27 protein-coding genes are annotated in these 25,999 nt (G+C 62.5%); 13 read left to right on the forward strand and 14 right to left on the reverse strand.

The genetic code is table 11. The features are described from left to right. Window positions 1-23 precede the first annotated feature (23 nt). Genes VIR62_RS12300 through VIR62_RS12310 form a run of 3 tightly spaced genes read left to right on the forward strand, consistent with a single transcriptional unit; the run spans window position 24 to window position 2,147 of the window. On the forward strand, window positions 24-581 hold the full coding sequence (locus VIR62_RS12300; RefSeq protein WP_431871681.1) for a MarR family winged helix-turn-helix transcriptional regulator: 558 nt from the start codon (window positions 24-26) through the stop codon (window positions 579-581). 49 nt (window positions 582-630) lie between these two features. Then, window positions 631-1,365, forward strand: coding sequence for an SDR family oxidoreductase (locus VIR62_RS12305; protein ID WP_431871683.1), 735 nt, complete (start codon window positions 631-633; stop codon window positions 1,363-1,365). Window positions 1,366-1,370: 5 nt separating this feature from the next. After that, window positions 1,371-2,147: a hydroxypyruvate isomerase family protein gene (locus VIR62_RS12310; RefSeq protein ID WP_431871684.1), complete on the forward strand. Its 777-nt coding sequence runs from the start codon at window positions 1,371-1,373 to the stop codon at window positions 2,145-2,147. Here the strand turns inward: VIR62_RS12310 and VIR62_RS12315 are convergent. From VIR62_RS12315 to VIR62_RS12335, 5 genes are read right to left on the reverse strand one after another with little or no spacing between them, the layout of a single operon-like run. After that, window positions 2,122-3,417, reverse strand: coding sequence for an acyl-CoA dehydrogenase family protein (locus VIR62_RS12315; RefSeq protein WP_431871686.1), 1,296 nt, complete (start codon window positions 3,415-3,417; stop codon window positions 2,122-2,124). The two genes, VIR62_RS12310 and VIR62_RS12315, sit on opposite strands and share 26 nt — an antisense overlap. Next, window positions 3,317-4,204: an HpcH/HpaI aldolase/citrate lyase family protein gene (locus tag VIR62_RS12320; RefSeq protein ID WP_431871688.1), complete on the reverse strand. Its 888-nt coding sequence runs from the start codon at window positions 4,202-4,204 to the stop codon at window positions 3,317-3,319. The genes VIR62_RS12315 and VIR62_RS12320 overlap by 101 nt, the downstream gene beginning before the upstream one ends. Next, a complete protein-coding gene (locus VIR62_RS12325) occupies window positions 4,201-4,656 on the reverse strand; it encodes a MaoC family dehydratase (RefSeq protein WP_431871690.1) in 456 nt (151 codons plus the stop codon). The genes VIR62_RS12320 and VIR62_RS12325 overlap by 4 nt, the downstream gene beginning before the upstream one ends. A gap of 11 nt (window positions 4,657-4,667) precedes the next feature. Further along, on the reverse strand, window positions 4,668-5,867 hold the full coding sequence (locus tag VIR62_RS12330; protein WP_431871692.1) for an acetyl-CoA acetyltransferase: 1,200 nt from the start codon (window positions 5,865-5,867) through the stop codon (window positions 4,668-4,670). A 12-nt stretch (window positions 5,868-5,879) separates the two neighbouring features. Further along, window positions 5,880-7,322, reverse strand: a complete 1,443-nt coding sequence (locus VIR62_RS12335; protein ID WP_431871694.1) for a 3-oxoacyl-[acyl-carrier-protein] synthase III C-terminal domain-containing protein — start codon at window positions 7,320-7,322, stop codon at window positions 5,880-5,882. A 157-nt stretch (window positions 7,323-7,479) separates the two neighbouring features. On the opposite strand from VIR62_RS12335, the gene VIR62_RS12340 reads away from it, so the two are divergent. Further along, window positions 7,480-9,201 (forward strand): IlvD/Edd family dehydratase, encoded by a 1,722-nt coding sequence (locus VIR62_RS12340; protein ID WP_431871695.1) that lies wholly within the window; start codon window positions 7,480-7,482, stop codon window positions 9,199-9,201. A gap of 35 nt (window positions 9,202-9,236) precedes the next feature. Here VIR62_RS12340 and VIR62_RS12345 read toward each other — a convergent pair whose 3' ends face one another. Further along, window positions 9,237-10,403, reverse strand: a complete 1,167-nt coding sequence (locus tag VIR62_RS12345) for an acyl-CoA dehydrogenase family protein (protein WP_431871697.1) — start codon at window positions 10,401-10,403, stop codon at window positions 9,237-9,239. Between the two features lie 113 nt (window positions 10,404-10,516). Here VIR62_RS12345 and VIR62_RS12350 point away from each other — a divergent pair, with 113 nt between their 5' ends. Beyond that, a complete protein-coding gene (locus tag VIR62_RS12350) occupies window positions 10,517-11,365 on the forward strand; it encodes a MaoC/PaaZ C-terminal domain-containing protein (RefSeq protein WP_431871698.1) in 849 nt (282 codons plus the stop codon). Here the strand turns inward: VIR62_RS12350 and VIR62_RS12355 are convergent. The 6 genes from VIR62_RS12355 to VIR62_RS12380 all read right to left on the reverse strand — a co-directional run bounded on the left by VIR62_RS12355 (window position 11,362) and on the right by VIR62_RS12380 (window position 17,811). Next, window positions 11,362-12,843, reverse strand: coding sequence for an AMP-binding protein (locus VIR62_RS12355; protein ID WP_431871699.1), 1,482 nt, complete (start codon window positions 12,841-12,843; stop codon window positions 11,362-11,364). The two genes, VIR62_RS12350 and VIR62_RS12355, sit on opposite strands and share 4 nt — an antisense overlap. An 87-nt stretch (window positions 12,844-12,930) precedes the next feature. Beyond that, a complete protein-coding gene (locus VIR62_RS12360; protein WP_431871701.1) occupies window positions 12,931-13,728 on the reverse strand; it encodes a CmcJ/NvfI family oxidoreductase in 798 nt (265 codons plus the stop codon). 114 nt (window positions 13,729-13,842) lie between these two features. Further along, complete coding sequence (locus VIR62_RS12365) at window positions 13,843-14,640, reverse strand: CmcJ/NvfI family oxidoreductase (protein WP_431871726.1); 798 nt, start codon at window positions 14,638-14,640, stop codon at window positions 13,843-13,845. Window positions 14,641-15,269: 629 nt separating this feature from the next. Continuing rightward, window positions 15,270-15,686 carry a hypothetical protein gene (locus VIR62_RS12370; protein ID WP_431871703.1) on the reverse strand — a complete coding sequence of 139 codons (417 nt, stop codon included), beginning with the start codon at window positions 15,684-15,686 and terminating at the stop codon, window positions 15,270-15,272. Beyond that, window positions 15,683-16,714, reverse strand: a complete 1,032-nt coding sequence (locus VIR62_RS12375) for a phosphotransferase family protein (protein ID WP_431871705.1) — start codon at window positions 16,712-16,714, stop codon at window positions 15,683-15,685. The genes VIR62_RS12370 and VIR62_RS12375 overlap by 4 nt, the downstream gene beginning before the upstream one ends. 2 nt (window positions 16,715-16,716) lie before the next feature. Next, entirely contained in the window at window positions 16,717-17,811 is a 1,095-nt protein-coding gene (locus tag VIR62_RS12380) for a hypothetical protein (RefSeq protein ID WP_431871706.1), read from the reverse strand. A 183-nt stretch (window positions 17,812-17,994) separates the two neighbouring features. Here VIR62_RS12380 and VIR62_RS12385 point away from each other — a divergent pair, with 183 nt between their 5' ends. Genes VIR62_RS12385 through VIR62_RS12395 form a run of 3 tightly spaced genes read left to right on the forward strand, consistent with a single transcriptional unit; the run spans window position 17,995 to window position 21,176 of the window. Beyond that, on the forward strand, window positions 17,995-19,584 hold the full coding sequence (locus tag VIR62_RS12385) for a class I adenylate-forming enzyme family protein (RefSeq protein WP_431871708.1): 1,590 nt from the start codon (window positions 17,995-17,997) through the stop codon (window positions 19,582-19,584). Window positions 19,585-19,587: 3 nt separating this feature from the next. Next, entirely contained in the window at window positions 19,588-20,367 is a 780-nt protein-coding gene (locus VIR62_RS12390) for an SDR family oxidoreductase (RefSeq protein WP_431871710.1), read from the forward strand. Next, window positions 20,364-21,176, forward strand: a complete 813-nt coding sequence (locus VIR62_RS12395; RefSeq protein WP_431871712.1) for an SDR family NAD(P)-dependent oxidoreductase — start codon at window positions 20,364-20,366, stop codon at window positions 21,174-21,176. Before VIR62_RS12390 ends, VIR62_RS12395 begins: the two co-directional genes overlap by 4 nt. Here VIR62_RS12395 and VIR62_RS12400 read toward each other — a convergent pair. Continuing rightward, window positions 21,173-21,565: a carboxymuconolactone decarboxylase family protein gene (locus VIR62_RS12400; protein WP_431871728.1), complete on the reverse strand. Its 393-nt coding sequence runs from the start codon at window positions 21,563-21,565 to the stop codon at window positions 21,173-21,175. The two genes, VIR62_RS12395 and VIR62_RS12400, sit on opposite strands and share 4 nt — an antisense overlap. A 77-nt stretch (window positions 21,566-21,642) precedes the next feature. Between VIR62_RS12400 and VIR62_RS12405 the strand changes: the two genes are divergently transcribed. Beyond that, window positions 21,643-21,933, forward strand: coding sequence for a DUF1330 domain-containing protein (locus VIR62_RS12405; protein ID WP_431871714.1), 291 nt, complete (start codon window positions 21,643-21,645; stop codon window positions 21,931-21,933). Here the strand turns inward: VIR62_RS12405 and VIR62_RS12410 are convergent. Continuing rightward, a complete protein-coding gene (locus VIR62_RS12410; RefSeq protein WP_431871716.1) occupies window positions 21,930-22,847 on the reverse strand; it encodes an NAD(P)-dependent oxidoreductase in 918 nt (305 codons plus the stop codon). The two genes, VIR62_RS12405 and VIR62_RS12410, sit on opposite strands and share 4 nt — an antisense overlap. Window positions 22,848-22,963: 116 nt before the next feature. On the opposite strand from VIR62_RS12410, the gene VIR62_RS12415 reads away from it, so the two are divergent. Genes VIR62_RS12415 through VIR62_RS12430 form a run of 4 tightly spaced genes read left to right on the forward strand, consistent with a single transcriptional unit; the run spans window position 22,964 to window position 25,998 of the window. Continuing rightward, the gene (locus VIR62_RS12415) at window positions 22,964-23,836 is read left to right on the forward strand and encodes an SDR family oxidoreductase (protein ID WP_431871718.1); all 873 of its coding nucleotides are present in this window, start codon (window positions 22,964-22,966) and stop codon (window positions 23,834-23,836) included. Between the two features lie 4 nt (window positions 23,837-23,840). Continuing rightward, window positions 23,841-24,326, forward strand: coding sequence for a nuclear transport factor 2 family protein (locus VIR62_RS12420; RefSeq protein ID WP_431871720.1), 486 nt, complete (start codon window positions 23,841-23,843; stop codon window positions 24,324-24,326). Next, window positions 24,323-25,072: an electron transfer flavoprotein subunit beta/FixA family protein gene (locus VIR62_RS12425; protein WP_431871721.1), complete on the forward strand. Its 750-nt coding sequence runs from the start codon at window positions 24,323-24,325 to the stop codon at window positions 25,070-25,072. Before VIR62_RS12420 ends, VIR62_RS12425 begins: the two co-directional genes overlap by 4 nt. Further along, entirely contained in the window at window positions 25,069-25,998 is a 930-nt protein-coding gene (locus VIR62_RS12430) for an electron transfer flavoprotein subunit alpha/FixB family protein (protein ID WP_431871723.1), read from the forward strand. Before VIR62_RS12425 ends, VIR62_RS12430 begins: the two co-directional genes overlap by 4 nt. Window position 25,999 lies beyond the last annotated feature (1 nt).

The raw sequence follows: 25,999 nt of genomic DNA on the forward strand, positions 1-25,999 counted from the left end.
GATTATAGACCACAGCTTACTATATGGCAGCATATGGTCAAAATCCCGCTGCAACAGTCGAAGTGGGTGAGAGAAAGGCAAGTGATTTCATGAACGACATTCAGAAGACCAAAGTCGCCCGCAAGACGAAGCGGCCCGAAGCCGCAAGGTTCCGTTTTGGATATTTAGTGCATGACGTATCTCGAACGAGACGGACGCTCATAGACCACTGGATGAAACCGCTTGGAATTACTCGCGCGCAATGGTCGCTGCTCTCCGCGTTGTCGCGCAGCGGCAATGACGGAATGATGCAGGTCGACCTGGCCCGACTTCTCGAGGTTGGCAAGGTCACCATCGGCGGGCTGGTCGACCGCCTGGAGAGCAGTGGCCATGTCGAGCGACGTCCCGATCCGGAGGATCGCCGCGCCAAGCGCGTCTACATCACTGAACAAGGCTGGAACATGATCCGCAGCATGATCTCCGTTGCCGAGAAGATGAACCGCAAGGTGATGGCTGGCGTCTCCGATGAAGATCTCGAGACTGTCGAGCGGGTGCTCCTCGCGATCAAGAACAATATCAAGGAAGCCCTAAACGAACGTTGACCCGTTCAACGAATAGCATCGAGCGAGAATTGGCATGTCGAATGGAAAGGTGGCGGTCGTCACCGGCGCAGGTTCCGGGATCGGGCGGGCGGTCGCCCTGGCATTTGCGGCGAAGGGCTATCAGCTCGCCCTGATCGGCCGAACCCGGGCGACGATTGAGGAGACTTCCGCGCTTTGTGACGGTGCCGAGCCACTGGTGCTGACGGTCGATGTCGGCGACGAATCGTCGGTCGACAATGCATTCTCGAGGGTCGCCCGCGCGCAGCAGCGGATCGACGTTCTGTTCAACGGTGCCGGGCTGTTCGGCACTGGCGCGGCTTTCGATCAGATCGCGAGCCAAGACTGGCGCCGCGTCATCGACACAAATCTGACCGGCTCCTTCCTCTGCGCGCGTGCCGCGTTCCGGCAAATGAAGGTTCAAAGTCCGGCGGGAGGACGCATTATCAATTGCGGGTCGATCTCCGCTTATGCGCCGCGGCCGTTGACCGCAGCCTACACCGCTTCCAAACACGCCATCACTGGTCTTACCCGGTCCATCGCGCTCGAGGGCCGGGCTTTTTCGATCGCATGCGGTCAGCTCGATATCGGCAACGCCGCGACGGGAATGACCGACAGCTTTACCAAAGGAACGCTACAGGCCGACGGCTCGCTCAAGCCGGAGCCGATGATGGAGGCGGGAAATGTAGCCGACGCTGCCTTGTTCATGGCGGAACTACCACCAGAAGCAAATGTCCTGTTCATGACCGTAATGGCGACAGCGATGCCCTTCGTCGGCCGTGGCTAGAGCCTGTGCCGCGTTTCGCAGCCAACGTCTCGACGATGTTTGGGGAATGGCCTTTCCTGGATCGGCTTGATGCCGCAGCCGATGCGGGATTCACGTTCGTCGAATGCCAGTTTCCCTATGAGGCTGCGGCGGATGCGCTGGCCTCGCGCCTGGAGCGAAACGGCCTCGCCATGGCCATGTTCAACACACCGCGCGGAGATCTTTCGGGCGGAGACCTGGGCTTCGCTTCCTTACCGGGACGTTTCGAGGATCTGAGCGCGTCCGTGGCTATGGCCGAGGAATATGCGCTCGCGCTCGGCGTCACCCGCGTCCACCTCCTGGCCGGCCGCGCGCCTGACGACGATCAGACCCGGCCTGCCTATCGCCGGAGTGTCGCATGGGCGGCCGAGCGGTTCGGCGAGCACGGAATCCAACTGCTTATCGAGCCGGTCAACGCAAGGGATAATCCTGGCTATTTCCTGACCGATTTCCACGTAGCGGAAGCCCTGATTTGTGAGCTGGGCCTGCCGAATGTCCGACTCCAGTTCGATACCTATCACCGACGTGCCTGCGGTCTCGGGATCATCGACGGCGTCAAACACCTGTTGCCGATCATCGGGCATATCCAGGTTTCGAGCCCTCCCGATCGGGGCGAGCCGGACGCGCACGACATCGCCTTCCTCTCCCGGCTGGATGCCCTCGGCTATAAGGGCGTCGTTGGCTGCGAATATGTCCCCCGTAATGGAACCATGGAAGGTTTGGCCTGGCGGCAGCGGCTCAATCGCGACCAATCTTTCCCCTGAACAGGTCGCGCGCGATGATCTGCTTCATCACTTCATTGCTGCCGCCGGCAATGCGGGTGATCCGTGCATCCACATAGGCCTGGGACACCGGATATTCACACATGTAGCCGTAGCCGCCGAAGAATTGCAGGCATTCGTCGACGACCTTTCCGTTTAGATTGGTCATCAACAGCTTCATCTTAGCCGCGTCCACGGATGACAGGCGTCCATCCAGGAAATGCTTGATACCCCAGTCGACCAGGATTCGACCGGCGGAGATCTCAGCGGCTAGCTGCGCAAGCACGAATTGGGTGTTCTGGAAGTCGGCGACCGACTGGCCGAACAGCTTGCGCTCGGGCGTGTAGTCGACTGTCCACGACAGGATCGCCTCGCAGGCGGCGATGCTCTTGATTGCAATGCAGAGCCGCTCTTGAGCGAGCTTGGTCATCAGCATGGAGAAGCCCTGGCCTTCCGACCCCAGCAGGTTGTCGGCTGGCACCCGTACGTCATTGAAGAAGAGTTCCGACGTGTCCTGCGCCTTCAGGCCGATCTTCTCCAAGTTGCGGCCACGCTCAACGCCGGGCGAGCGGGCGTCGACAGCGATCAGGCTGACGCCCTTGGCGCCTTCGCCGGGGTCCGTCTTGCAGGCGAGCACGATGATGTCGGCGTGCTGGCCATTCGAGATGTAGGTCTTCTGACCATTGATCACATATTCGCTGCCGTCGCGGATGGCGCGCGTGCGTATATTCTTCGCGTCGCTTCCGGCGCCCGGCTCGGTCATGCCGAGGGCACCAATTGCTTCCCCGAGCACCATTCTGGGAAGCCATTCCCGCTTCAGAGCCTCGGATCCCCAGGCCAAGATGTAGGGTGCGACCATTTCCGAGTGGACCATGAAACCCGGGCCGGTGACGTTGCCCCGTGTGATCTCCTCGATGACGACGACATCGTAGAGCCAGTCAGCGCCAAGGCCGCCATATTCGGGCGGAATGCTGGGGCAGAGCATGCCGAGATCGGCAGCCTTGGCCCACACTTCACGAGGAACGACTCCCTCCTTCTCCCACTGACCGTGCTGCGGCACGAGTTCCTTCTCGACGAACCGCCGCACCGTTTCGCGAAACGCATCATGCTCGGGCAAAAAGAGGCTGCGTTCGACCAACTCGTAGCGATCGCGGTTGGCGCCCTCGCGCGCATCAGCCATCGACATAGGCCTCGTGCATAGCAAGGACGTGCTTCGCCTGGTTGAGGTGGGGAATGTCGTACATTTTGCCGTCGATGCCGATCGTACCTGCATCGGGCATGGCCGCGAAGGCCTCGACGACGCGGCGAGCATGGGCGACATCCTCGGTCGAGGGCGAAAAGGTCTCGTTGATCACGTCGACCTGGGCCGGATGGATCGCGATCCGGCCGGTAAAGCCCTGGCGCCGGGCGAGATCACAGGAGCGACGCAAGCCAGCTTCGTCCTTGTAATCGGCATAGATCGTATCGATCGCCTGCACGCCCGCGGCATGGGCAGCGAAGAGGAATTGGGTGCGCACCATCTGATAAGGAAAATCCCAATCGCCGTCCGGCCCCTTGTTGCCGACCGCGCCGATTGCGCTGCTCAGATCCTCCGCACCCCAATTCATCGAAATCAGGCGGGGGAGGCGTGCTTTGGCATAATCACCGAGCGTGAACATTGCCACCGCAGTCTCCGTAGAGATCGAATGGATCTTGATCGTGCCCGGCGCGATCCCCTCGCGCGCCTCCAGCACGTCGAGATAGTGACTCAGTTGGAGAACATCCTTTGGCCCGTTTGTTTTGGGCTGCATCAAGCAATCGGGAACGCCGCCGATCGTCTTCACCAGGTCCTGCAGCATATCTGGATGATCGAGCGGATTGATCCGGATCCAAAGCTGGCTTTTCCGTTTCCCTTGACGCGCGGCGAGGAATTCCCGAACCATTTCGCGCGCCCTCGGCTTGCGCGCCTCGGCGACCGAGTCCTCGAGGTCCAAGACCAGAGCGTCAGCAGCGAAGTCGTCTGCCTTCGAGAGCTTCTTCTCGCTGTCGCCGGGAATGAAGAGCACGGAGCGAATGTTCATTGGGGCTTCTTCCGCTGAAGCCCTACCCGCTTGCAATGGCCGACCAGTTCGTCGCGCTGATTGTAAGCACGGTGCGCCCAGGTGACGATGCCTTGGTCCGGCCGGGAGCGGGATTCGCGTAGCTCCAGCACTTCGGTTTCGATGCGCAGCGTGTCGCCATGGAAGACGGGCCTGGGAAAGCGAACCTCGTCCCAACCAAGATTGGCCACCGACGTGCCCTGGACTGTCTCGTGCCCGGCGATTCCGACCATCAAACCCAGGGTGAAGGCACTGTTGAGGATGCGCTGCCCGAATTCCGTCTGGGTGCGGCAATACTCCTCATCGATGTGCAGCAGGGCCGGATTGTGAGTCATCGCCGAGAACATCACATTGTCGGCCTCTGTGATCGTGCGGGTGATCGGATGCTTGAAGATCTGGCCGACTTCAAGTTCCTCGAACCATTTACCGGGCATCGTTCCTCCTCTTATTTCAGACCCAGGACAGAGACCGCGGCGATCCCCTGGAAAGGCACGCCGCCGAGATTATGAGTCAGCCCGAGCGAGGGCGCATCGAGCTGGCGCGCACCGGCACGGCCGAGCAGCTGATTGTAGACCTCATATGTCATGCGCAGGCCCGAGGCGCCGATAGGGTGGCCGAAGCATTTGAGCCCGCCGTCGACCTGGCAGGGCACACCGCCGCCCTCACGATCATAGAAGCCGTCCAGAATGTCGGCCACGGCCTCGCCGTCCTTCGACAGATAGAGATCCTCCATTGTCACCAGCTCGGTGATGGAGAAGCAGTCGTGGACCTCGATCAAGTCGAGCTGCTTGCGCGGATCGTCGATCCCCGCCTCGACATAGGCCCGGCCTGCCGCCTTGCGCGTATTCGGGACGAAAGAACCATCCCACCCGCTCATCGTCGATTCGACGCCCGAGGAAATGGAGAGCTGTATGGCCTTGATCGTCACGAGGTCCTTCTTGCCCAGCATATGTGCGATCTCCGGCGTGGTCACGATCGCGCAGGCGGCGCCGTCCGAAACGCCGCAGCAATCATAGAGGCCGAGGGGATCGGCGATCATCGGCGCGCCGAGAATCGCCTCCATCGACACCTCCTTCTGAAGGTGCGCCTTAGGGCTCAGGGCGCCGTTCTGATGGCTCTTCCACGATACGTGCGCCATGGCGCGCTTGAGGTCGTCCTTGCCTATGCCGTATTTGGTCCGATAGCCGTCGGCGAGCTGAGCGAAGCCGGCAGGCGCGGAATTGATCGGCAGCCACATGTCGTTGAACGTGCCCTTGAAAGGCTGAGGAAGACCGCCATAGCCGGTATCTTTGAGCTTCTCCGCCCCGATCGCCAGCGCGATATCGACCGCGCCCGACGCCACCGCATAGGCGGCGGCGCGGAGCGTCTCGGTCCCCGTCGCGCACATATTCTCCAGGCGCGTGACGGGAATGCCGTCTAGGCGGAGCGCGGTGGAGGCTGGAATCGCCGAATTGCCGACATTGACCGCATCGAAGCAGCAACCGAACCAAGCTGCCTCGATCGCTCCCCGCTCGATACCGGCATCGGCCAACGCCTCGTCGAATGCCTCGCGCATCAGCGCGGGCGCGCCGGCATCCCAGCGTTCCCCGAATTTGGAGCACCCCATGCCGATGATCGCGACCTTGTCCTTGATTCCACTAGCCATAAGATGATCCCGTCACGCCCTGACCGGCGTAGATTTCCAGAAATAGCGATTGTAGCCGCGCGGCCGGTCCCGTTCCTTGATGCGCAGCACCATGCGCAGTTCGGCGCCGGGATCGATCCCGTCCGGGCCGACGTCGACCACCTCCATGAGAAGGCGCGCGCCGTTGTCGAACTGGACGAAGCCGACATCGAGCGGCGGCGCAGGATGAAAAGAAAGCCAGTCGCTCGTGTGGGTGAGCAACTTCGCCGGCACATCGACGAGCGGCACATCGCCGAACTGGGTGGCGGGAGCGGCACAGGAGGGGTTCACGCAATATTCGAGGCGCGGGAACTGGACCGTCCCGCAGGCCGTGCAGCTCGCGGCAACGAAGCCGGCGTTCTGCTTGGAAGAGCGGTGCTGCTCGGTCAGCGCGGTCTTGTTGCTCCGTTCCGAGCGCATGCCCCATTCCAGATCGATGCCGTCGTAGAATGAGAGCATGCGCAGGTAGGAGTCGGTCGCCAGCCCTTCGGCGAGCGCTCCCGCGACGCCCCGCTGCTCTGCCGGTCGCGCCGCATGGCCCACTTCCAGGACCAGCACATCGACGCCTTGGCCGAAGCCGACGACGAGCAGCCTATCCCCCGGCCTCGCCTGCTCGATCGCTGCGGCGAGCATCAGCGGCGCATGGGCGGCACCGGCATAGCCGCAGCCGTCCTCCAGGTCTGAGGCGAAGGCGGCGTCAAGCCCTGCCTTCTTCGCGACTGCCGCCGCGACGCCCTTCAGCAGGGAGGGCATGACGAACGTGGTGACGTCGCGCGGTTCGAGCCCGGCCTCCTGGAGAGCCGCAGCGATCGCCTCTGGCACCAACTTCAGATAGCCCTCGTCGCGGATCCAGCGATCTTCCCAGAAATAATCGTATCTTTCGCCGGCGGCTCGGAAATGATCGACGAAGCCGACGGTCCGCGAACTCGCGCCGAGCAGGCGGGCGGCGAGCGGACCGTTGCCGAACGCGAAGGCTGCGGCGCCGGCGCCGTAGCTCAGCTCACGGACGCTGCCGGGCTTCCCGATCGGCGCATCTGAAGCGACGACGAGGGCGGGATCGCCGGCGCGGAAGGCCTGGAGCAACGCCGACGTGCCGGCCCGCTGCGAGCCCGACAAGTCCGTTGCCCGGATCGCGGCCGGCAAGCGGAGCGCGTCGCCGACGATCGCTCCGTTCTGCAGGTCGGCATAAGGGAAGCTGGTCGAGGCGACATGGAGCGCGGCAAACGACCCGGCGTCGACGCCGCGCAGACAGTCCCGCGCCGCCTCCACTGCCATGGTGACGGCATCCTCGTCCCAACTGCGGAAGGCGCGGCTGCCCCTGGCCGCGCCCTTTAGGCCCGGCGCCATCCAACCATGCGCCGCGGCGATGATCGCCCGGTCGATGCGGAGCCGCGGGACGTAGGCCCCGCAGGACAGAATGCCGAAGTTGGATGTCACTCGCTCACCTATCGATGCGGCACCTTTACCGTAACGGCGTCGCGCTCTTCCCCTTGGGATCATATAGTAAGCTGACGGACTATATGCAACCGTGTCGGACGTCTTGCGCTTGCGCCCTGATTCCGTATACCTGCTTACTATTAGGAAGGAGACGGATGTGAGCCGGAAACTGCGCAGCGAGGCATGGTTCGGGCGCCAGGACAAGAACGGTTTCCTCTACCGATCCTGGCTCAAGAATCGCGGTTTCCCCCAGGACATGTTTGACGGCAAGCCGGTGATCGGCATCTGCAACACGTGGTCCGAGCTCACGCCGTGCAATAGCCATTTCCGCACGCTCGCGGACCACGTCCGCTGGGGGATATTGGAGGCTGGCGGCTTCCCGCTCGAATTTCCCGTCATGTCGCTCGGCGAGTCGATCATGCGCCCAACGGCGATGCTCTACCGTAACCTGGTCTCAATGGATGTGGAGGAATCAATCCGGGCCAATCCCCTCGACGGAGTTGTGCTGCTGATGGGGTGCGATAAGACCACGCCGGCCTTGTTGATGGGCGCAGCCAGCGTTGACCTGCCGACAATCGGCGTCTCAGGCGGGCCGATGTTGCGCGGAATCTATCGCGGCACCAAGATCGGCTCGGGCACCGCCATGTTCGAGATGAGCGAGGAGCTTCGCGCCGGGAACATCACGCTCGACGAGTTCCACGAGGCTGAAGCATGCATGCATCGCTCGCAGGGTCATTGCATGGTAATGGGCACGGCCTCCACCATGGCCTCGATGGTCGAGGCGCTGGGACTGAGCCTGCCTGGCAATGCCGCCATTCCGGCCGTCGACGCCCGCCGCGCCCTCCTCGCCCGCCAGTCCGGCCGCCGCATGGTCGAAATGGTGGGCGAGAATGTGACGATGTCCAAGGTGCTGAGCCGGGCCTCGTTCGAGAACGCGATCAGGGTCAATTCCGCTATCGGCGGATCCAGCAATGCCGTCGTGCATCTGCTCGCGATTGCCGGCCGCGCCGGCATCGCCCTCGACCTTTCCGATTTCGACGCCCTGGGCGCCGCCCTCCCCTGCATCCTCAACCTCCGTCCTGCCGGCGCCTATTTGATGGAGGATTTCTTCGAGGCCGGCGGTCTGCCCGCAGTGATCCGGGCACTCAGCGAAGCAGGCCTGTTCGACGGCGACGCGGCCAGCGTCAACGGTCGCAGTGTCGCGGCCAATTGCGCCGACGCTCCAAATTGGAATCCCGACGTGATCCGTCCGATCGAAACGCCGTTCATGGCCGAGGCCGGAATTGTCGTGCTGCGCGGTAACCTCGCTCCCGATGGGGCGATCATAAAAGCGGCCTGCGCGTCGGCCGAGCTGATGACGCATGAAGGGCCGGCCATAGTGTTTGACACGATCGAGGACCTGAAGGCCCGGATTGACGACCCGGACCTCGACGTCACACCGGATACGGTGCTGGTCCTGCGCAATTGCGGGCCCAAGGGTTATCCGGGGATGGCCGAGGTCGCCAACATCCCGATTCCCAGGAAGCTGCTCGCGCAAGGCGTGCGCGACATGGTTCGCATCTCGGACGCGCGCATGTCGGGCACAGCCTACGGCACCGTGGTCATGCATGTCGCGCCCGAAGCCACAGCCGGCGGCCCCCTTGCCCTGGTGCGGGACGGCGACCGCATCGGCCTCGACGTCCCGGGACGCGGCCTCCACCTCCATGTCGACGCAAAGGAGCTGGACGCCCGCCGCGCTGCCTGGATGCCGCCCGTCCCCGCTGCGGACCGGGGCTTTGTAAAGCTTTACGTCGAAACCGTCATGCAGGCCGACACAGGTGCCGACCTCGACTTCCTGGTCGGCCGCAGCGGGGCACGCGTGCCCCGCGACGGGCACTGAACATCTCCGTCACTCAAGATCGATGCGTCGGAACCTCAATAGGATTTGGGCAACCCCAGCTCCTTCTCGGCAATGAAGGAAAGGATCAGCTGCTCGGTGATCGGCGCTATGCGGGTCAGGATCGACTCGCGAAAAAGACGCTCGACCTGATATTCGCGGGCGTAACCCATGCCACCATGGGTTAGCACCGCGCGCGTGCAGCTGTCGAAGGCGGCGCGGGCCGAGAGGAACTTGGCGACGTTAGCGGCCGTGCCGCAGGGCCGCCCGGCATCATATTGCCAAGCGGCAAGGATGCATTGCCAATAAGCGGCCTCAAGCTGCGCGAAATTTTCAGCCAGCGGATGCTGGATGCCCTGGTTCTGGCCGATGGGACGGCCGAACACCTTGCGCTCCTTGGCATATTGGGCAGCCCGGCCCAAGGCGTCCTGCCCAAGCCCGACCGCTTCGATCGCAACAAGGATCCGCTCGGGATTGAGGCTGTCGAGTATATATTTGAAGCCCCTGCCCTCCTCGCCGACCAGATCCTCGTCGGGCACAAACAGGTCGTCGATGAAGACGGCATTCGAGTCGACCGCATTGCGGCCAAGTTTGGCGATGCGACGGACCTCGACCTTGGAGCGGTCAAGATCAGTGTAGAAGATCGACATGCCATGGGTCGGCTTGGCGCATTCATCTTTGGGCGTCGTGCGGGCAAGCAGCAGGATCTTGTCGGCCTCCTGCGCGGTCGAAGTCCACATTTTGCGCCCTTTGACGATATAACCGCCGTCGACCTTGCGCGCGAAGGTCTTGATACTGGTCGTATCCAACCCGGCATCAGGTTCGGTGACACCGAAACAGGCCTTCTGCTCGCCGGCCACAAGCGGCTTCAGCCAGCGCTGTTTCTGCTCCGGCGTGCCGTGCACGACCACGGCATGTGGACCGAACAAATTGATATGGATCGCCGAGGCAGCCGAAAAGCCGCCGCCTGAAGACGTCACCGTGTGCATCATTAATGCGGCCTCAGTCACGCCGAGCCCGGCACCGCCCACCGCCTCCGGCATGGTGATTCCAAGCCAGCCGCCCTCGGCCATCGCCTGGTGGAACTCATTGGGAAAGCGAGGCGTCTGGTCGCATTCGGACCAATAGGCATCATCGAACCGTTCGCAGACTTTCTTTACACCCTCGACAATGGCGAGATGGCTGTCGCTGAACCCGAAATCCATAGATTTCCTCCGGAGCGCCGAGCATCAAGGCTCGATCGTTAAAATAGTTCGGTTGCATATCTTATGTCAGTGAAGCATATGGGAATCAAGACGGGCATGGGGAAAGGGGATGCATGGACCTGGACGCAATCTGCGGCTGGAATCCGATCGTGGAGCAGGCCTATTCGCAGCGTGACACGATGCTTTACGCGCTTGGCCTCGGCTATGGCGAGGATCCGCTCGACAGCCGTGAGCTGCCCTTCGTCTATGAGCATGAGCTAAAGGCAGTTCCAGCCATGTGCATGGTGTTGGCTCAGAACAAATTCTGGCTGAGCGATCCCATCTATGGCGTGGACGCAGTCCGACTGCTCCACGCCGAACAGGCGTTCGAGATGCACCGGCCGCTCGCCGACACAGGCAAGGTTCGGGCGCGCTTCCGCGTTACCGGTGTCGAGGACAAGGGTCCCGAGCGGGGCGCGCTGCTACACCAGATGAAGGAATTGGTCGATGCTGAAACAGAAGAGCCTATTGCGTCGATCCGCTACACGCTGATGCTCCGCGGCAATGGTGGTGAGGGCAGCTTCGGTGAAGGAAGTGCGGTCGCAGCGCCATTGCCACGGCGGGCTGCTGACCTAACGATGGAGATTCGGACGAGGCCAGGAGCGGCTCTACTCTATCGGCTGAACGGCGACTATAATCCGCTGCACGCCGATCCAGAAGTGGCGCGCAAGGCCGGCTTCGACCAGCCGATTCTCCATGGCCTCTGCACGATGGGTATCGCCTGCCGCGCGATTCTCGCGACTTATTGTGATAACGATCCGGCGCGGCTGAGGGGGATGTTCAATCGCTTCACTAGCCCGGTCTTCCCCGGCGAAACCTTGCGTTTTGAATTTTTCGAGGAGCCCGAGGGCCTCAACTTCCGCAGCATCGCGATGGAGCGAGACCAAGTGGTACTCGATCGCGGTCGAGCGACTCTGGCCTAGCTGCCGAAGCGCTCGCGCAACACTCGCTTCAGCAGCTTTCCGGTCTCGTTGCGCGGAAGCTCGTCGACGATGCTGATCCCGCGCGGACATTTGAAACCGGAAAGCCGTTCCCGGCAATAAGAAAGCAGCGCCGGCTCCAGCCCTTCCGGCGTCGCGTCGCTGCAGACGACGGCGTGGACGCGCTGTCCATATTCCGGATCGGGCACGCCGATCACTGCGCTCTCGCGGATCGCCGGATGGGCATCAAGGACGAGCTCGACTTCTTTCGGGTAGATATTGACGCCTCCGCTGATGATCAGGTCGCTACGCCGGTCGCTGACGAAAAGATAACCGCCCTCGTCGACATGGCCGATATCTCCATAGGTGGTATAGCCCTCACCACTCACGCTCGGGCCATCATCGTGCAGATAGGTGAAGGGTACGCCGCCAGCGAAATAGATCAGGCCGATTTCGCCAGTCGGCAGCTCCCGCTCGCTGCCGTCCTCTGCAAGGATGTGGATGTCGCCCCAGATCGGGCGTCCAACGGAGCCGGGCCGGGCCAGCCATTCGTCCGCGCGGATGAAGGTAACGCCGGCATTCTCAGTCCCGCCATAATATTCATGCACAATAGGCCCCCACCAAGCGATCATCGCCCGCTTCACTGCTTCGGGGCAAGGCGCGGCCGCATGCAGAGCAACTTGGTGGCTGGAAAGATCATGCCGCGCTCGTACTTCCTTAGGTAGGGCAAGCAGGCGGCTAAACATGGTGGGCACCCACTGCGAATGAGTCACCCGATGGGCTTCTATCGCCGCGAGGGCGGCGGCAGGGTCGAATTTCGGTAGAATGACTACGGTCCCGCCCATCTCGGTAATCCGCATGGCGAAGCGGCCGGTCGCGTGATAGAGCGGCGAAACCGACAAATAGATTGTCTCCGCGTCGAATTCGAACAAGGTGCGGATCCGCTGCTCCAGCGCAGGCAGGGCCAGCACATCCGACGTGAACGCCAACTCGCGTTTCACGCCCTTGGGCTGGCCGGTCGTGCCAGACGAATAGATCAGCTCGCGCCCGACACGGCTTCGCGGCTCCAGTGTCCTTTCTTCCATCTCCCGCAGGAGAGCATCGAACTCATCATCGAGGACCAGAGTGCGCCCAGTCCCGACCCGATCCACAAGGCTGGTACTGGCGATCAGAGTGTTCGCGCCGCTGTCGCGGACGATATGATCGAGCTCGTCCGGATGAAGCCGGCTGCTCAGCGGAACGTAGTAGAGCCCAGCCCGTCGCGCGCCCCACCATATGTCGAGCACGGCAGGCTCGTTCTCGAGCAACAGCGCTACCGTGCTTCCTTCCGCAACGCCGCGCGACTGAAACAGCTTCGCCACCCGGTCGGCGCGCGCGTCTAGCTCCGCATATGTGGTGACACGATCCGTGTTGGCGACCCGAACGGCGGCCTTGTCGGGTGTTGCGGCCGCTCTCTCGCGGAGTGCGTCGGGATGGAGCATCAGATTGGCGCTCAAGAGCCGGGCATTAGGAGGGATCGAATTGGCGCCACTGCCCCCGATCTCCGCTAACAGCAATCGCGCCCTGTGCTAGAAAAAGGCAAGCGCCCGAGCTTCGAAGCTGACTCGGGGCTGCGCATTGGCGGTATACGGATCGTCGATTGCGACGTGGGGACTCCAGCGGATGCCACTGTGATCGGTATCGCATTGCTTGAAAACGAGGACTTCATCCGGTTGCATGTTCGGATAATAATACCAGCGCTGGGCGGGATTATAGGCTAGAGGCATGCCTACATAGGGGGTCGGCTCGCCTGGCTTCTCTATGATTGGAGTCTCCACGAAATCCGTGTGCTTTACGGTCCGAGCATCACAGATCGCGAGTGGCTTCTCCTCGACCGGCTTTACACCGCGCCAGATATTGTAGGCGGCCATGCGATGGCCCAGCCAATGATCGGCCTCGTCACCGAGTAATTCGCGCGCCCGGATTTTGAACGTATCCTCGGTATAATCGATATGGGCAAAAAAGGCGGGCTTACGGATATCCTTGCCCGCAGTCGGGCTGTTGTCGCGCAGTTGGTTGTGGAAGACGATCACCTTCTTAGCGCCCGTCATCTCCTTGATAAGATCGTGAACCTCCTGATCGTAGATCGCGTCGACTTGCGCCCGATCACGGAAATCGGTGACCTTCGTCTCGTGCTTCATCAGCGTGAAGCCGCGCGTCGCGACGTCCTCCTCCGGTGCGAGACGCGCGTTGCGGATCTGTAGATCGACCGTATCGAGATGAATTTCACCCGTGTAGCGGTTCTGTCCGTAGGAGACGCCGAAATCCCGCTCGGGGTCGGCGAAGCCGACTTTGGTGTTGATCGCCTCGACCTGCAGCACGCTCATAGCACCTTCCTCGCTCGAGAACCCGCAACGCCCCTTTCGCGCCGGCTTTCGCAGGCTAAACTATGTAAGCCTATTGCATAAAGTATGCTAGCGAATTTGTAAAGGAAGGCATCCCTAGAAAAAGGCGAGCGTGCGCACCTCGAAGCTCACCCGCGGCGTCGGATCGGCCTTGCTGGGAACGTCGATCGCAACGTGCGGAGTCCACTGGATGCGATCGTGATCACTGTCGCATTGCTTGAAAAGCAGGGCTTCGTTCGGCTGCATGTCCGGGAAGAAATACCAGCGCTGGTCCGGATTGAAGGTCAGCGGCATGCCGACATAGGGGGTCGGCTCACCTGGCTTTTCGTGGATGATCGTCTTACGAAAATCATCTTCGCGGACCGTGCGCGCGTCGGCAACCGCTAGCGGCATCTCCCGGACCGGCCGAACCCCTCGCCAGACATTATACGCGGCAAAGCGGCGGCACAGCCACTGCTCGGCCTCCTCGCCCATCTCCTCGCGGGCGCGAAGCCGGAAAGTATCCTCATTATAATCGATATGGGGCACAGCGGCCGGCCGGCGGATGTCGGTATGCGCGCTCGGGCTATTGTCCCGGAGCTGCGTGTGGAAGACGATCACCTTTTCCGCGCCAGTGATGCCCTGGACAAGATCGCACATTTCCTGCCGGTAAATGGTTTCGATCTGCGCGGGATCGGTGAAGTCCGACACGGCCGTTTCGTGGCCGGTCAGCATGAAGCCATAATCGTCGAGGCTCGGCCGCGCAGCAAGACTGCGGGCATCGGTAACGGCGATCTCCCGTTCGTCATATTCAAGCTCACTCTTGAAGCTGTTCTGGCCGTAGTGGACCGCGGCGGTGACCGCCGGGTGGGTGAAGCCGACCACGGTCTGGACCTGTCGCTCGCACACAACCATCACGGGATCTCCTCTTGAATTCGGCCCGGCAGCCCGGGGCATGGGTGTAGGTCAGGACTCCTATGTTCGCACAGACTACACCGCCAGCGCATTGTATGCTTATTATCTATTTTTCTGCAAGAGCAACGCAACATATCTGCGAGCGCGGCTCAGCTGCTGCTGTCTTAGCTGGCAATGACGCGCACATTTCGTTTCAGCCGGCCGCTGTCGATGCTGCCGAGCTGAAGGAACTCCCACCCTATCCTCGCGGCCGTCGCCCTCTTTTGCGCGACTCTCATGGCCGAACACCTCGGACGACCGGATCATCAATATCGTCTCGGTAGCTACCGAACAGGGTTGAAGAGCGAAATTACCTATCTGATTGCCAAGACCGGCACGAACGCGCTCTGACGGGCGGACTCAAAGGCAAGCGTGTCGATCACCGCATAATCGGGCCGCATCCTATCGAGCGCATTAGACACAGAAACAAATCTCGAAACGATGGCTGGTTCGTCGATGCAACGACGGCTTTTAATGCGCGTCGCGCTTGGACGACAGGAAATCCGTTGGAGATCGGTGGCCCCGCAGTGCGCCTCGTACGCACCCTCTCTCGTTACCGGCATATTGCTGCCTGTCGGGCGGCGGGTTCCTCATGGCCGCATAGCGGGCTCGAAATTTGCCAGCGCCGCGACGATCATCTCGCGCAACTCTGACCGGCCCGGGTCGGATCTCATTAACTCGGCGAACCGCTGTCGATAGGCCACGTTCATCGCCGTCGCTGCAGAGAAGCGATCGACCAGGACGGGATTTTGGACGAGCTCTTCGAGCGCAGCCACATCACAAACCTTGTCGCCGCGATATCGGGTGATGATCTTGCGTCCCAATTCCTGAAACACGGCATTCTCGCGCAACAGATGGAAAGCCGCTTCGTCCCAATCAGTCTCGCGCAATACGACCATGATCCTGCGTAAGGTAAGAGCCGCCTGCTCTGAGTCGGCTACCGGAGCGATCTCTTTTCGCAGCAGGTTTCGAACGCCGGCAATAATCTCATTCGGACTTGGCTTCATAGCCCCCCGCTCGCCTCCAGGTCGATCGCGCGCAGCAGGTCGTCCAGCATGGCTTTTGGCCAGAGCGCGATGCGCTGAGCATCCCCATCAATGAATGCTCTGATGGATGCGAGCACCATCGCGCACAGCTTGTACTGCGCAAAGATCGACCACCAGCGAATCGCGGCAGGATCCAAGATCGCACCGATCGCGCGCTGATAGGCCGCTATGAAATCCGAGCGTTCAAATCGGTCGCGTATGAAATGCTCTCTGCTGTAGCGCGGCGCCAAGTACCAGCCGAGATCCTCCGCCGGATCACCAACATGAGCGAACTCCCAGTCGAGCAGCGCGGTCACCCGCCCGTCTTCGACGAGAAGGTTGGCAGGGCGAAAGTCGCCGTGGACGAGCACCTCCCGCGGCGAACGGCTGGGTAGGTTGTCGCGAAGCCACCAGGCGGCCGCCCGCAACTCGATGCAAGGTGCGATCTCGTCGTCCAGTGCTGCGCGCTCCTGCCTGTCGAGTTCGATACGCGCCGGATGCCCTTGCTCGCGCCGGATCGACGACGGCAGCTCTAGCGTGCGAACATCGAGGCTGTGGATGGCAGCGAGAAGATTGACCATTTCGGCGGCGATCGCGACCCTTTGGCTTTCGTGCAGTCCGGCCTTGCCCTGAGGCAGAAGCAGCGATCGATCGTCACGGCCGGGACAACGGGCAAGAACCACCGCCGGGCGTCCCAGCCATCGTCCGTCGCGATCGATCCAGAAAACGCGCGGCACGGGCAGGCCCGTATCGTCCAGCGCCTTGAGCAACAGAAACTCGTCGATGCGACTATTACGTACAATCTCGCTGTTCGGCGTGCGCCGGAGCACAAGCTCGTGCCGCTCTTCGCGGCCGCCACGCCGCCAGCATGCTTGGAAGAACCAATTCTCCGAAGAGTTGCCGCTGCCAACGCGTTCGAGAGAGTTGATCCCGACATCGGTCGCCTCAGGCATTTCATGATGTGCAAGCGCGGCCAGCCCGGCGCGCAACGCGGCGACATCGCCTTCCATGCTCAACTCGCGTGCGGCGGACGCCGGTATTTCTCATAGCCCGAGCGAACCAGATACTCCATGATGCCGTAGCCGATCTCTCCCCGACATGTCGCTTGGAACATATGGTCGCTCGTGCCCTTGATATAGCTCTTGAGCCGGCTGGGATCGGCTAGATCCCAGACCTCATGCTCCTGGTGATATTCGCCCTTCCAATTGCCCTGATCGACGCCGTATCCGCCGCCCTGAAGATAAACGCGAGGCGGCAGGGTCCGGAGATCAATTTCGAGCCGACGGTGTGATTGGAAATGCAGCGTGAGCCGGCCACCTGTCAGTGTGCGCACTGAACTGGAATAGTCCCACTCCAGGTCGTGATCAACGCCGATGATCGGGTCGCCGTCATATTCACCGGCCTTGTCGTGCAGAGTTGCCGTAAGGTGCGTCGGCCTGCCCGCCTGCGACTCAAATATGTAGAGGTGCAGCGCAAGAGTTTCGAACTGCATCGGGCAAAAGCAGAGGAAATTCCATTCCGGTGACGCGATTGGCGGATCGCCGGGCGTGCTCGCCATGGGCCGGATCCCCCAACTATGATCGCGCTCGCCCCACCCTGTCGATGGCGTGAACGCAAAGTGCTGATCGGCGACGTGGACCTCCCCTTCCCACCGCCCAAGCTGGATATAGCGGATGATATCGTGAGTGACACGCGCACGGCTCACCTCGAAATGACGCTCTTCCAGGAAGGGCGGCCAATCCGACGTCCAAGTGAGATCAAAAGCGAGACCCGACTCGTTGTGATCGAGCTGAAAGCGAAGGATTCGGAACGGCTCGAGAATCTCCACAGATAGCGGGCCGACCCTCATCTTCCCCGGCTCCGGCAGCAGCGCTCGCGAAACGCGCAGGTTCCATTGCCGGTCCCCATGCTGCACCATGACGCAGCCTTCGAGCACGTCCTTGTTCGGATACTTGCCGAGGCCACCGGAAAGGATGAAGTCCTGCCGCTCGACGTCTTGAATGCTGAACCAGTAGCGTTCCCGCCAGTTTGGATCGCTGTTCGACACCATCATATGCGGCAGGCTGGTCTGATGGTTGAAGCTCTCGTCATGGGCAGTCAGAAACACATTCGCCTCCTTTGGCTGTCGAAGCCGGTCTCGCATGGGCCGGTCCGCTCCGCCACATGACCTTGATGGGTGAGGCGTTGCATATGGGACTGAAACTTACTATTCGCTAGCGTTGTTGTCTACCGGGCATCACCGCTGGAAGGCGGCCAAGAGGATCGGAAGGATAGGATCGTGGAGAGTGGCATGGTATCGCCCCCCGAAGTCGTGGGCATGACGCTGTCGAAGATGCTGGCACAGCGCGTCGCCGAGGCGCCCAACAGGGTCGCTCTCGCGGGTATGTCGGCGCGGGGGCTCGAGACCCGGATCACTTATGCACAACTCGAATGGGGGAGCCGCAAGTTCGCCTCGATTCTCGCTGCCAATGACATCGGCACCGGCGACCGGGTAGGCATCATGCTCGGCAACGATGCCGTCATCGAATTCGGCCAGGCGATCATGGGCGTCCATCAATTGGGCGGCGTGTTCGTGCCGGTCAACGCGCGCTTCGCGCTGGAAGAAGTGGTCTATGTGACCAACAAGGCCGGCCTCCGCGTGCTGATCGTCGCCGCCGCACTCGGCGCAACCGTCGCGGCGGCGCGGAAACGGATGCCAACGCTCGAAATGCTGATCACGGTCGGCCCTGAGCCGGTCGCGGACTGTCTCGACTGGTATGGACTGAACGCCAGGACGCCGGTGGAGCGATCTATTGAATCGAGTCTGAAACCGGAGGACATGGCCGAGATCCTGTTCACCTCGGGCACCACCGCCAATCCCAAGGGCGCGATCCACACCCACAGCTCAGCTGTCCACTCTTCCTATTCGATGACCGGCGCCTTCCTGCTCGATCGCGACGACGTGTTGCAGACCTTCATGCCTCTCTTCACTTCGGGCGGCGTGCGTGCCTTCACCTGCGCACTCTGGGCGGGCTGCACGATTGTGTTCGACCCGGCGCTGGAGATCGACGCAGTCGTCGAGCGTATGGAGCGTGAGCGGACTACTCGCTACGTTGGCACCTCGGCTTTCTACATCTTTCTGCTCGACCGGGCCGCGGAGCGACCGATCGACGTCTCTAATATCACTGCCTTCATGTTCGGCGGCTCTCCGACCACGGCCGAGGTAATCCGCCGGCTGGACGAGGGATTCCCGGGCATCGACCTCAGGAATATGTTCGCGCCGACCGAGACTGGCCCGGCCGGCACGCTGATCAACAAGCCCGAGATCCTGCGGCGGCCGACCTCCGTCGGGACGCCTTGGGCCTTGGTCGAAGTCAAGTGCGTCGACGATGACGACAATACCGTCCCAACCGGCGAGCGCGGCGAGATTTGCACGCGCGGTCCCTGCATCATGAGCGGCTATTATGGCGATCCCGACCTGAGCGCTGAGGCGTTGAAGGGGGGATGGCATCATACGGGTGACATCGGCGTGATCGACGAGGATGGCTATCTCGCCGTTGTCGATCGCAAGAAGGACATGGTGATCCGCGGAGGTCACAACATCGCTTCTCTGGAGGTAGAGCAAGTCCTCTCACAGCACCCGGCCGTTGCGGAGGCCGCTGTCGTCGGAGTGCCGCACCCGAAGCTGGGCGAAGATATCCTAGCCTTCCTGCTGCTTCGGTCCGGCGAGACAACGACGGCCGAGGCTGTGCGCTCCTTTTGCGACGGCAAGCTCGCCGATTATAAAATCCCGCGCAAGATCGCGATCGTCGAAACTCTGCCGCGCGGCCCGCTTGGCAAGGTGCTCAAATCGTCGCTGCGAGATATCGCCGTAGAAATGAGCCAGCAGGCCGCGGCCTGACAGGTGGATCTGGGCCTAAGGGGAAAGGTCGCCTTCGTCTCGGGCGGGAGCAAGGGCATAGGCTTCGCCGTCGCGCGCTTTCTCGCGGCGGAAGGCTGCAAGGTCGCGATCGTCGCCCGCGAGCCGCTCGCCATCGAGCGTGCGGTCACCGCCCTCGAAGGTGACGCGATCGGCATATCAGCCGACCTCGCCACCGAGGCAGGGGTGAATGCCGCGGCTGCGGAGGTCAAATCGCGTCTAGGCGCGGCAGAAATCTGCATCTCGCAGACTCGCTCACGCCGGCTCGGGCGCTTCTTCGATCATCGCCCGGAGGCGTTCCAAGAGGCCTTCACAAGCCTGACTATGCACGTCGTCTGGCTTGCGCGGGCACTTCTGCCCGATATGCGAGAGCGACGCTGGGGGCGTTTCGTCCATGTCGGGAGCACCGCCGCGAAGGAGGCGGTGCACGACATCCCGCATGTCGTGATGAACACCATGGCGCCATCTATTATGGGCCTGCTCAAGTCCCTCTCCGACGAGTTTTCCGCCGAGGGTATCACGTTCAATTCCGTTGGTCCCGGCTGGTGCAACACCAAGGCCATGGAGCAGTTAATGATCGAGCTGGGGCGCCCCCGCAACGGTCTCGACGCCTGGCTGGCGGAAACGACCTTCATCCCAGCCGGCCGTTCCGGCACACCGGACGAGCTCGGCTCGATGATCGCCTATCTATGCTCGGACCTCGCCGGCTATTGCACCGGAGAGTGGATTACCGTCGACGGCGGCCGCCACAGGTCTACACTGTGATTGCCATTGACCTCAGTGGCAAGGCGGCGCTCGTGACCGGTGCGGCGCGTGGCATCGGCCGGGCAATCGCACTGCGGCTTGCCGAAGCTGGGGCAGACGTCGCCATCGCCGATCTCGATCTGAGCGGTGCCGCGGAATTTGGTGAGCAATTGAGTGCGGCGTCAGTCGAGGAAGAAATCCGCGACCTTGGCCGCCGCGCCACCAGTTTTGCCGGGGATCTGGGGATCAGCGTGAACTGCGACGCGTTCCTCGCAAAATCGGCCGTCGCGCTCGGCCGAATCGATATTCTCGTCAACTGCGCGGGTGGAGCGATCGTTCCGCATGACAGCGGCTGGGGCTCGGCGGCGAGTGACACCGACATCGAGAAGATCTTCGCCGCCAATTACGGCTCCATGGCTTATTGCTGCCGCGCCGCAGTGCCGTACATGCGTCAGTCGAAAGGCGGCGCGATCGTCAACATCGCCTCGACCGCCGGCTATGAGAGTCAAGCCCGTGGTGCGCTTGCGCATTACGGGGCATTCAAGGCTGCCGTGATCAACTATGCCCGCTCGCTCGCGGCGGAGGTCGGCCATGACGGCATACGCGTGAACACCGTCGCACCCGGCATCGTTATGACCGCGCGCATCGCTGCTCTCGCCGCCGCACGCGGGATCGGCACGCCCGACCAAGCGGAAGCGACGCCGCTTCGCCGGCTGGGCCAAGCGGACGACATCGCCAAGGCGGTGCTTTTTTTCGCTTCGGACCTGTCCGGCTTTGTTACCGGCCAGTGCCTCGCGGTGAACGGCGGCGCACCAAGCCTCGCTTGCTAGGCGGAGGCGGTGCCGGCTCGCTCCACGAGCGCCTGCTCCAGCATCGGAAGCGCTTCGGCGAAGCTCTGCAGCCCGATCTGGGACACCACCTTCAGGACGCCGACGATCTCCGCCGTCGTCGCCCCGGCCGCCAGCGCGCCCCGGATGTGCGAAGTGGCGCTGCGGGCATAGAGGTGCGGCGCACAGACATTGACGGCAATGCCGACGAGTTCACGCGTTTTGGTATCAAGCGCATTCGCCTCGACCACTCCGGCTTGAAAGGCCATGATGGTCTCCAGAAAGGCGGGATCCTCCTCCAGAAGCAGGTCGTAGATCGGCGCCCATTCCCCGCGCTGGCGCACGAACGCCTCCTTTACGGCCCTGGCCTTCTCCTGCAGCGTCACGTTCATCACGCCGTCCTCCCTGGTAGTGGTTCTATCAATTATGGTAAGCTACAACTCTTTTTTATCATGCAAGGGGCGCGGCAATGACCGGCTATCTGATCGTCGAGCTGGACTATGATGACCCATCCTGGGTCGAGTCCTATACGCGAGACGTGCCGACCATGCTGAAGGCCTATGGCGGGCGCTATCTGGTCCGCACTACCCGCGCCGAACTACTGGAGGGGGATCGTCCGCCGTCGTTCATCACCGCGATCCTCGAATTCCCGACGCTGGCCGACGCCAGAGCCTTCCTGGGATCGGATGCCTACCGTCCATATGCCGATTCTCGTCGCGCCTGCGGTACCACACGGATGCTGGGCCTTGAGGGCCGTTAGGCCTGTCCCGCGCGCGGGAGGCGGAAATCTGCCGCTTGTTCGATCGTCTCAACGAAAGCGATAATGTCCCGTTCGCCCAGCCCGGCCGCAACTGCCTCGCGCGCGAGGCCGCCGGTCAGCTCCGATAACGGCATGGGCACACCTAAGTGGCGCCCCTCGGCGAGCGCGGCGTCGATATCCTTCACCATCATGCCGAGCTTGCCGCCAAACTCCCGGTCCTTGAGGATGTAGTCCGGCAGCCAGGAGCGGGTCGTGCCGTTCGGCGCGAGCATTCCGGCGTTGATCGCACCAAGCATCATATCGACATCCAACCCGGCCTTGGCGCCCATGACAACAGCCTCGAGCGTCCCGACATAGGAATTGAGGATGATGAGGTTGTTGACCAACTTGAGCACCTGCGCTGCGCCCGGCTTCTCGCCCGCCACCGTAATCTTACCAGCGAAGGTGTCCAACAGTGGTCGCAGTCGTTCGATGTCCGCCGGCGTGCCGGAGATCATAACGGAGAGCGCAGCCTTGCGCGCCGCTTCCGGACCGCCGCTGATTGGACAATCGACCATTCGGACACGCCTTTCTGCCCCTGCCGCGACGATCTCATCGACCACCGCAGTCCCGCTCGTTGAGCTGTTGGCGACGATTTCCACACGGCTTCCCGAGAGGATGCCGTCCGGCCCCATCACTGCTGTCCGGATCGCAAGGAGGCTGGGCAGGCAGAAGAAGACGATCTTGCAGGCGTCGGCCACGGCTCGCGGGCTCTCCACCCGAGTGAAGAGGCGATCGTCCAGCCGATCGTAGGCGCCCGGATCCGTGTCATAAAGGGTCAGGTCGTGACCCGCGTCGATAATCTTCTCGATCATCGGCCGCCCCATATTGCCGACGCCGACCCAGCCCGCCTTCATCACCGCGTTCCCGTTCATGCCATTCTCCCGTCTGCTTGACAGACATCATCGGAGCTGAATAGATATTAAGTGAATAATACGTTGTATTACGTCATGCCGAGCATCGGCAAGCGTTTCAGTCGCGGAGGAACGAAATGTTCAGGGTAGACCTGCTCCAGAACAAGCGCATCCTGGTGACTGGCGGCGGCACGGGGATTGGCAATGCAATGGCGACGCGGTTCGCCCAACTCGGCGCGCGGGTCTACATCGCCAGTCGCCGCCGATCGATGATCGAGGAAAGCGCGCGGCAAATGGCAGAGGCGACCGGGGCGGAGGTTACGGGTCTCGTCGTCGATGTCCGCCATCCAGATCAGGTCGAGGCGCTTATCGAAATGATATGGGATGATGGCGGGCCGCTGACCGGCCTCGTCAATAGCGCCGCCGGGAACTTCATCGCCCGCACCGAGGACGTATCGGTGAACGGCTTCCATGCCCTCACCGACATCCAGTTTCGCGGGCCCTTTTACGTCACCACCGCCTGCGGCCGACGCTGGATCAGAGAAGGCATTAAGGCCAACGTGGTTTCTGTGGTCGATGCTGGCGTCTGGGGCGGTGATCCGTTCGCGGTGCCAGCAACAATGGCCAAGGCCGGGCTAGAGAATATGACGAAATCGCTTGCGATCGAATGGGCGCGCTACGGCATTCGCCTTAACGCGGTGGCCTCGGGCGTCTTCCGGACCGAAGGCAGCGCGACGCGACTCGATCCGCTGACGGAACGCGGCTGGAACGGTGCAAACAACCCAATGGGTCGGATCGGCGAGCTGGAGGAGATGGGCAATCTCGGCGCCTTCCTGATGGCGGACGGCGTCGACTTCCTCACTGGCCAGACGGTCGCAATCGACGGTGGTGCGTTTATCGCTACCGGTGCCACCTTCACCTCCCTACTCGCATTGGACGACGCGGATTGGGCGGCGATTAAGCACAGTTCCCGGGCCGCGACGGACGCGCAGAAGACGCAGAGGGCTTGACGCGATGGACCGTCTCGCCGACCGGATTGAAATCGAAGAGCTTATCCTCCGCTACACTGACACCGGCGACCGGGCCAAGTTCGACGAATTCATCACCGTCTTCGCCGAGGACGCAGAATATGTGACGCCCCTCTGGTGGGCCCGTGGGCGTGCCGGCATTCTCGCGGCAATGAAGCGGGAGGATCTCAGCTTCTTCGGCCCGAGGCGCCCCAGCTTCATGCGCCATCACCTCACCACCAGCCGGATCGTTTCGGCTGGCCCAGACGAGGCCACAGCGCGAACCTATTTCATCAACTATTCCGACATCGGCGCCGACCATGCCGGCGTCTATGTGGACCGCTTCCGCCGGATCGACGGCACTTGGCTGATCGCCCGGCGCGAGGACCGGGTGGATTGGCAGGCGGAGAGTTCGCTCTATGTGCCCGGCCTGCCCGCACTTTCACGCTTGCCGCTGGTGGACCGGATCGACGTGACGGAGGGACATCGATGAAGCTGCTGGTCCCCGTGAAGCGGGTCATCGATTTCAACGTGAAGCCGCGGGTGAAGGCCGACGGCTCGGGCGTCGACCTCGCCAACGTCAAGATGAGCATGAACCCGTTCGACGAGATCGCCGTCGAGGAAGCCATTCGCCTGAAGGAAAAGGGCGTGGCGACCGAGATCGTCGCGGTCTCGATCGGCCCGGCCAAGGCGCAGGAGACGCTCCGCACCGCGCTCGCCATGGGCGCCGACCGGGCGATCCTCGTCACCACCGATCAGGAGGTCGAGCCGCTTGCCGTCGCCAAGCTGCTCCAGAAGATCGCCGAGGAAGAACAGCCAGGCATGGTCATCATGGGTAAGCAGGCGATCGACGACGATTCGAACCAGACCGGCCAGATGCTCGCCGCCCTGCTCGGCTGGGCGCAGGGCACCTTCGCCTCCAAGGTCGAAGTTGACGGCGAGAGCGCCAAAGTCACCCGCGAAGTCGACGGCGGCCTTGAAACGGTAAAGCTGAAGCTCCCCGCCATCGTCACCACGGACCTGCGCCTCAACGAGCCGCGCTATGCCTCGCTCCCCAACATCATGAAGGCCAAGTCCAAGCCGCTCGCGCAAAAGACGCCCGAAGATTACGGCGTCGACATTTCGCCGCGCCTGACGACGGTAAAGGTGACGGAGCCGCCCAAGCGGCAGGCGGGGATCAAGGTCGGCTCGGTCGACGAGCTGATCGCGAAGATCAAGGAAACGGGAGCTTTGGCATGAAGACGCTCGTCTGGGTCGAACATGAAGGCGGCGAGCTGAAGGACGCCACCCTGGCCGCCGTCACCGCCGCGTCCAAGCTGGGCGAGGTCCATCTGCTGGTCGCCGGCCAGGATGTCGGCGGCGTCGCCGAACAGGCCGCCAAGATCGCCGGCGTGGGCAAGGTCCATGTCGCGGATGATGCCGCCTACGCGCACGGTCTCGCGGAAAACGTCGCGCCGCTGATCGCCAAGCTGATGGACGATCACGACGCCTTCCTGGCGCCCGCGACCACCACGGGCAAGAACATCGCGCCGCGCGTCGCCGCCAAGCTCGACGTCATGCAGATTTCCGACATCCTCTCGGTCGAGAGCGAGGATACGTTCACCCGCCCCATCTACGCCGGCAACGCGATCGCCACCGTCAAGTCGTCCGATGCGAAGAAGGTGATCACCGTGCGCGGCACCGCCTTCGACAATGCGGCGAGCGAAGGCGGCTCCGCCACCGTCGAGGCGGTGAGCGGTCCGGCCGATGCGGGCCTGTCGAGCTTCGTCGGCGCCGAAATCGCCGAGAGCGAGCGGCCGGAGCTCACCAGCGCCAGGATCATCGTCTCGGGCGGACGGGCGTTCGGGTCCTCCGACCAGTTCCACGCACTGCTCGACCCGCTCGCCGACAAGCTCGGCGCCGGGGTGGGCGCCTCGCGCGCCGCGGTCGATGCGGGTTACGCGCCCAACGACTATCAGGTCGGCCAGACCGGCAAGATCGTCGCGCCCGAACTCTACATCGCCATCGGCATCTCCGGCGCCATCCAGCACCTCGCCGGCATGAAGGATTCCAAGACCATCGTCGCCATCAACAAGGACGAGGACGCGCCGATCTTCCAGGTCGCCGACCTCGGCCTCGTCGGCGACCTGTTCAAGATCGTGCCGGAGCTCACCGGGAAGCTTTGAC

It is taken from the genome of Allosphingosinicella sp. (genome assembly GCF_036570505.1).
GTDB lineage: Bacteria > Pseudomonadota > Alphaproteobacteria > Sphingomonadales > Sphingomonadaceae > Allosphingosinicella.

What these genes read in the sequence shown, in the direction of transcription:
- VIR62_RS12385 (WP_431871708.1), top strand. Translation starts at nt 17,995, where the DNA reads ATGGTATCGCCCCCCGAAGTCGTGGGCATGACGCTGTCGAAGATGCTG.
- VIR62_RS12300 (WP_431871681.1), top strand. Translation starts at nt 24, where the DNA reads ATGGCAGCATATGGTCAAAATCCCGCTGCAACAGTCGAAGTGGGTGAG.
- VIR62_RS12405 (WP_431871714.1), top strand. Translation starts at nt 21,643, where the DNA reads ATGACCGGCTATCTGATCGTCGAGCTGGACTATGATGACCCATCCTGG.
- VIR62_RS12315 (WP_431871686.1), bottom strand. Translation starts at nt 3,417, where the DNA reads ATGCAGGTACGATCGGCATCGACGGCAAAATGTACGACATTCCCCACC.
- VIR62_RS12330 (WP_431871692.1), bottom strand. Translation starts at nt 5,867, where the DNA reads ATGGCTAGTGGAATCAAGGACAAGGTCGCGATCATCGGCATGGGGTGC.
- VIR62_RS12410 (WP_431871716.1), bottom strand. Translation starts at nt 22,847, where the DNA reads ATGAACGGGAACGCGGTGATGAAGGCGGGCTGGGTCGGCGTCGGCAAT.
- VIR62_RS12375 (WP_431871705.1), bottom strand. Translation starts at nt 16,714, where the DNA reads ATGGAAGGCGATGTCGCCGCGTTGCGCGCCGGGCTGGCCGCGCTTGCA.
- VIR62_RS12425 (WP_431871721.1), top strand. Translation starts at nt 24,323, where the DNA reads ATGAAGCTGCTGGTCCCCGTGAAGCGGGTCATCGATTTCAACGTGAAG.
- VIR62_RS12430 (WP_431871723.1), top strand. Translation starts at nt 25,069, where the DNA reads ATGAAGACGCTCGTCTGGGTCGAACATGAAGGCGGCGAGCTGAAGGAC.
- VIR62_RS12415 (WP_431871718.1), top strand. Translation starts at nt 22,964, where the DNA reads ATGTTCAGGGTAGACCTGCTCCAGAACAAGCGCATCCTGGTGACTGGC.
- VIR62_RS12400 (WP_431871728.1), bottom strand. Translation starts at nt 21,565, where the DNA reads ATGAACGTGACGCTGCAGGAGAAGGCCAGGGCCGTAAAGGAGGCGTTC.
- VIR62_RS12370 (WP_431871703.1), bottom strand. Translation starts at nt 15,686, where the DNA reads ATGAAGCCAAGTCCGAATGAGATTATTGCCGGCGTTCGAAACCTGCTG.
- VIR62_RS12345 (WP_431871697.1), bottom strand. Translation starts at nt 10,403, where the DNA reads ATGGATTTCGGGTTCAGCGACAGCCATCTCGCCATTGTCGAGGGTGTA.
- VIR62_RS12350 (WP_431871698.1), top strand. Translation starts at nt 10,517, where the DNA reads ATGGACCTGGACGCAATCTGCGGCTGGAATCCGATCGTGGAGCAGGCC.
- VIR62_RS12365 (WP_431871726.1), bottom strand. Translation starts at nt 14,640, where the DNA reads ATGGTTGTGTGCGAGCGACAGGTCCAGACCGTGGTCGGCTTCACCCAC.
- VIR62_RS12420 (WP_431871720.1), top strand. Translation starts at nt 23,841, where the DNA reads ATGGACCGTCTCGCCGACCGGATTGAAATCGAAGAGCTTATCCTCCGC.
- VIR62_RS12355 (WP_431871699.1), bottom strand. Translation starts at nt 12,843, where the DNA reads ATGCTCCATCCCGACGCACTCCGCGAGAGAGCGGCCGCAACACCCGAC.
- VIR62_RS12320 (WP_431871688.1), bottom strand. Translation starts at nt 4,204, where the DNA reads ATGAACATTCGCTCCGTGCTCTTCATTCCCGGCGACAGCGAGAAGAAG.
- VIR62_RS12360 (WP_431871701.1), bottom strand. Translation starts at nt 13,728, where the DNA reads ATGAGCGTGCTGCAGGTCGAGGCGATCAACACCAAAGTCGGCTTCGCC.
- VIR62_RS12325 (WP_431871690.1), bottom strand. Translation starts at nt 4,656, where the DNA reads ATGCCCGGTAAATGGTTCGAGGAACTTGAAGTCGGCCAGATCTTCAAG.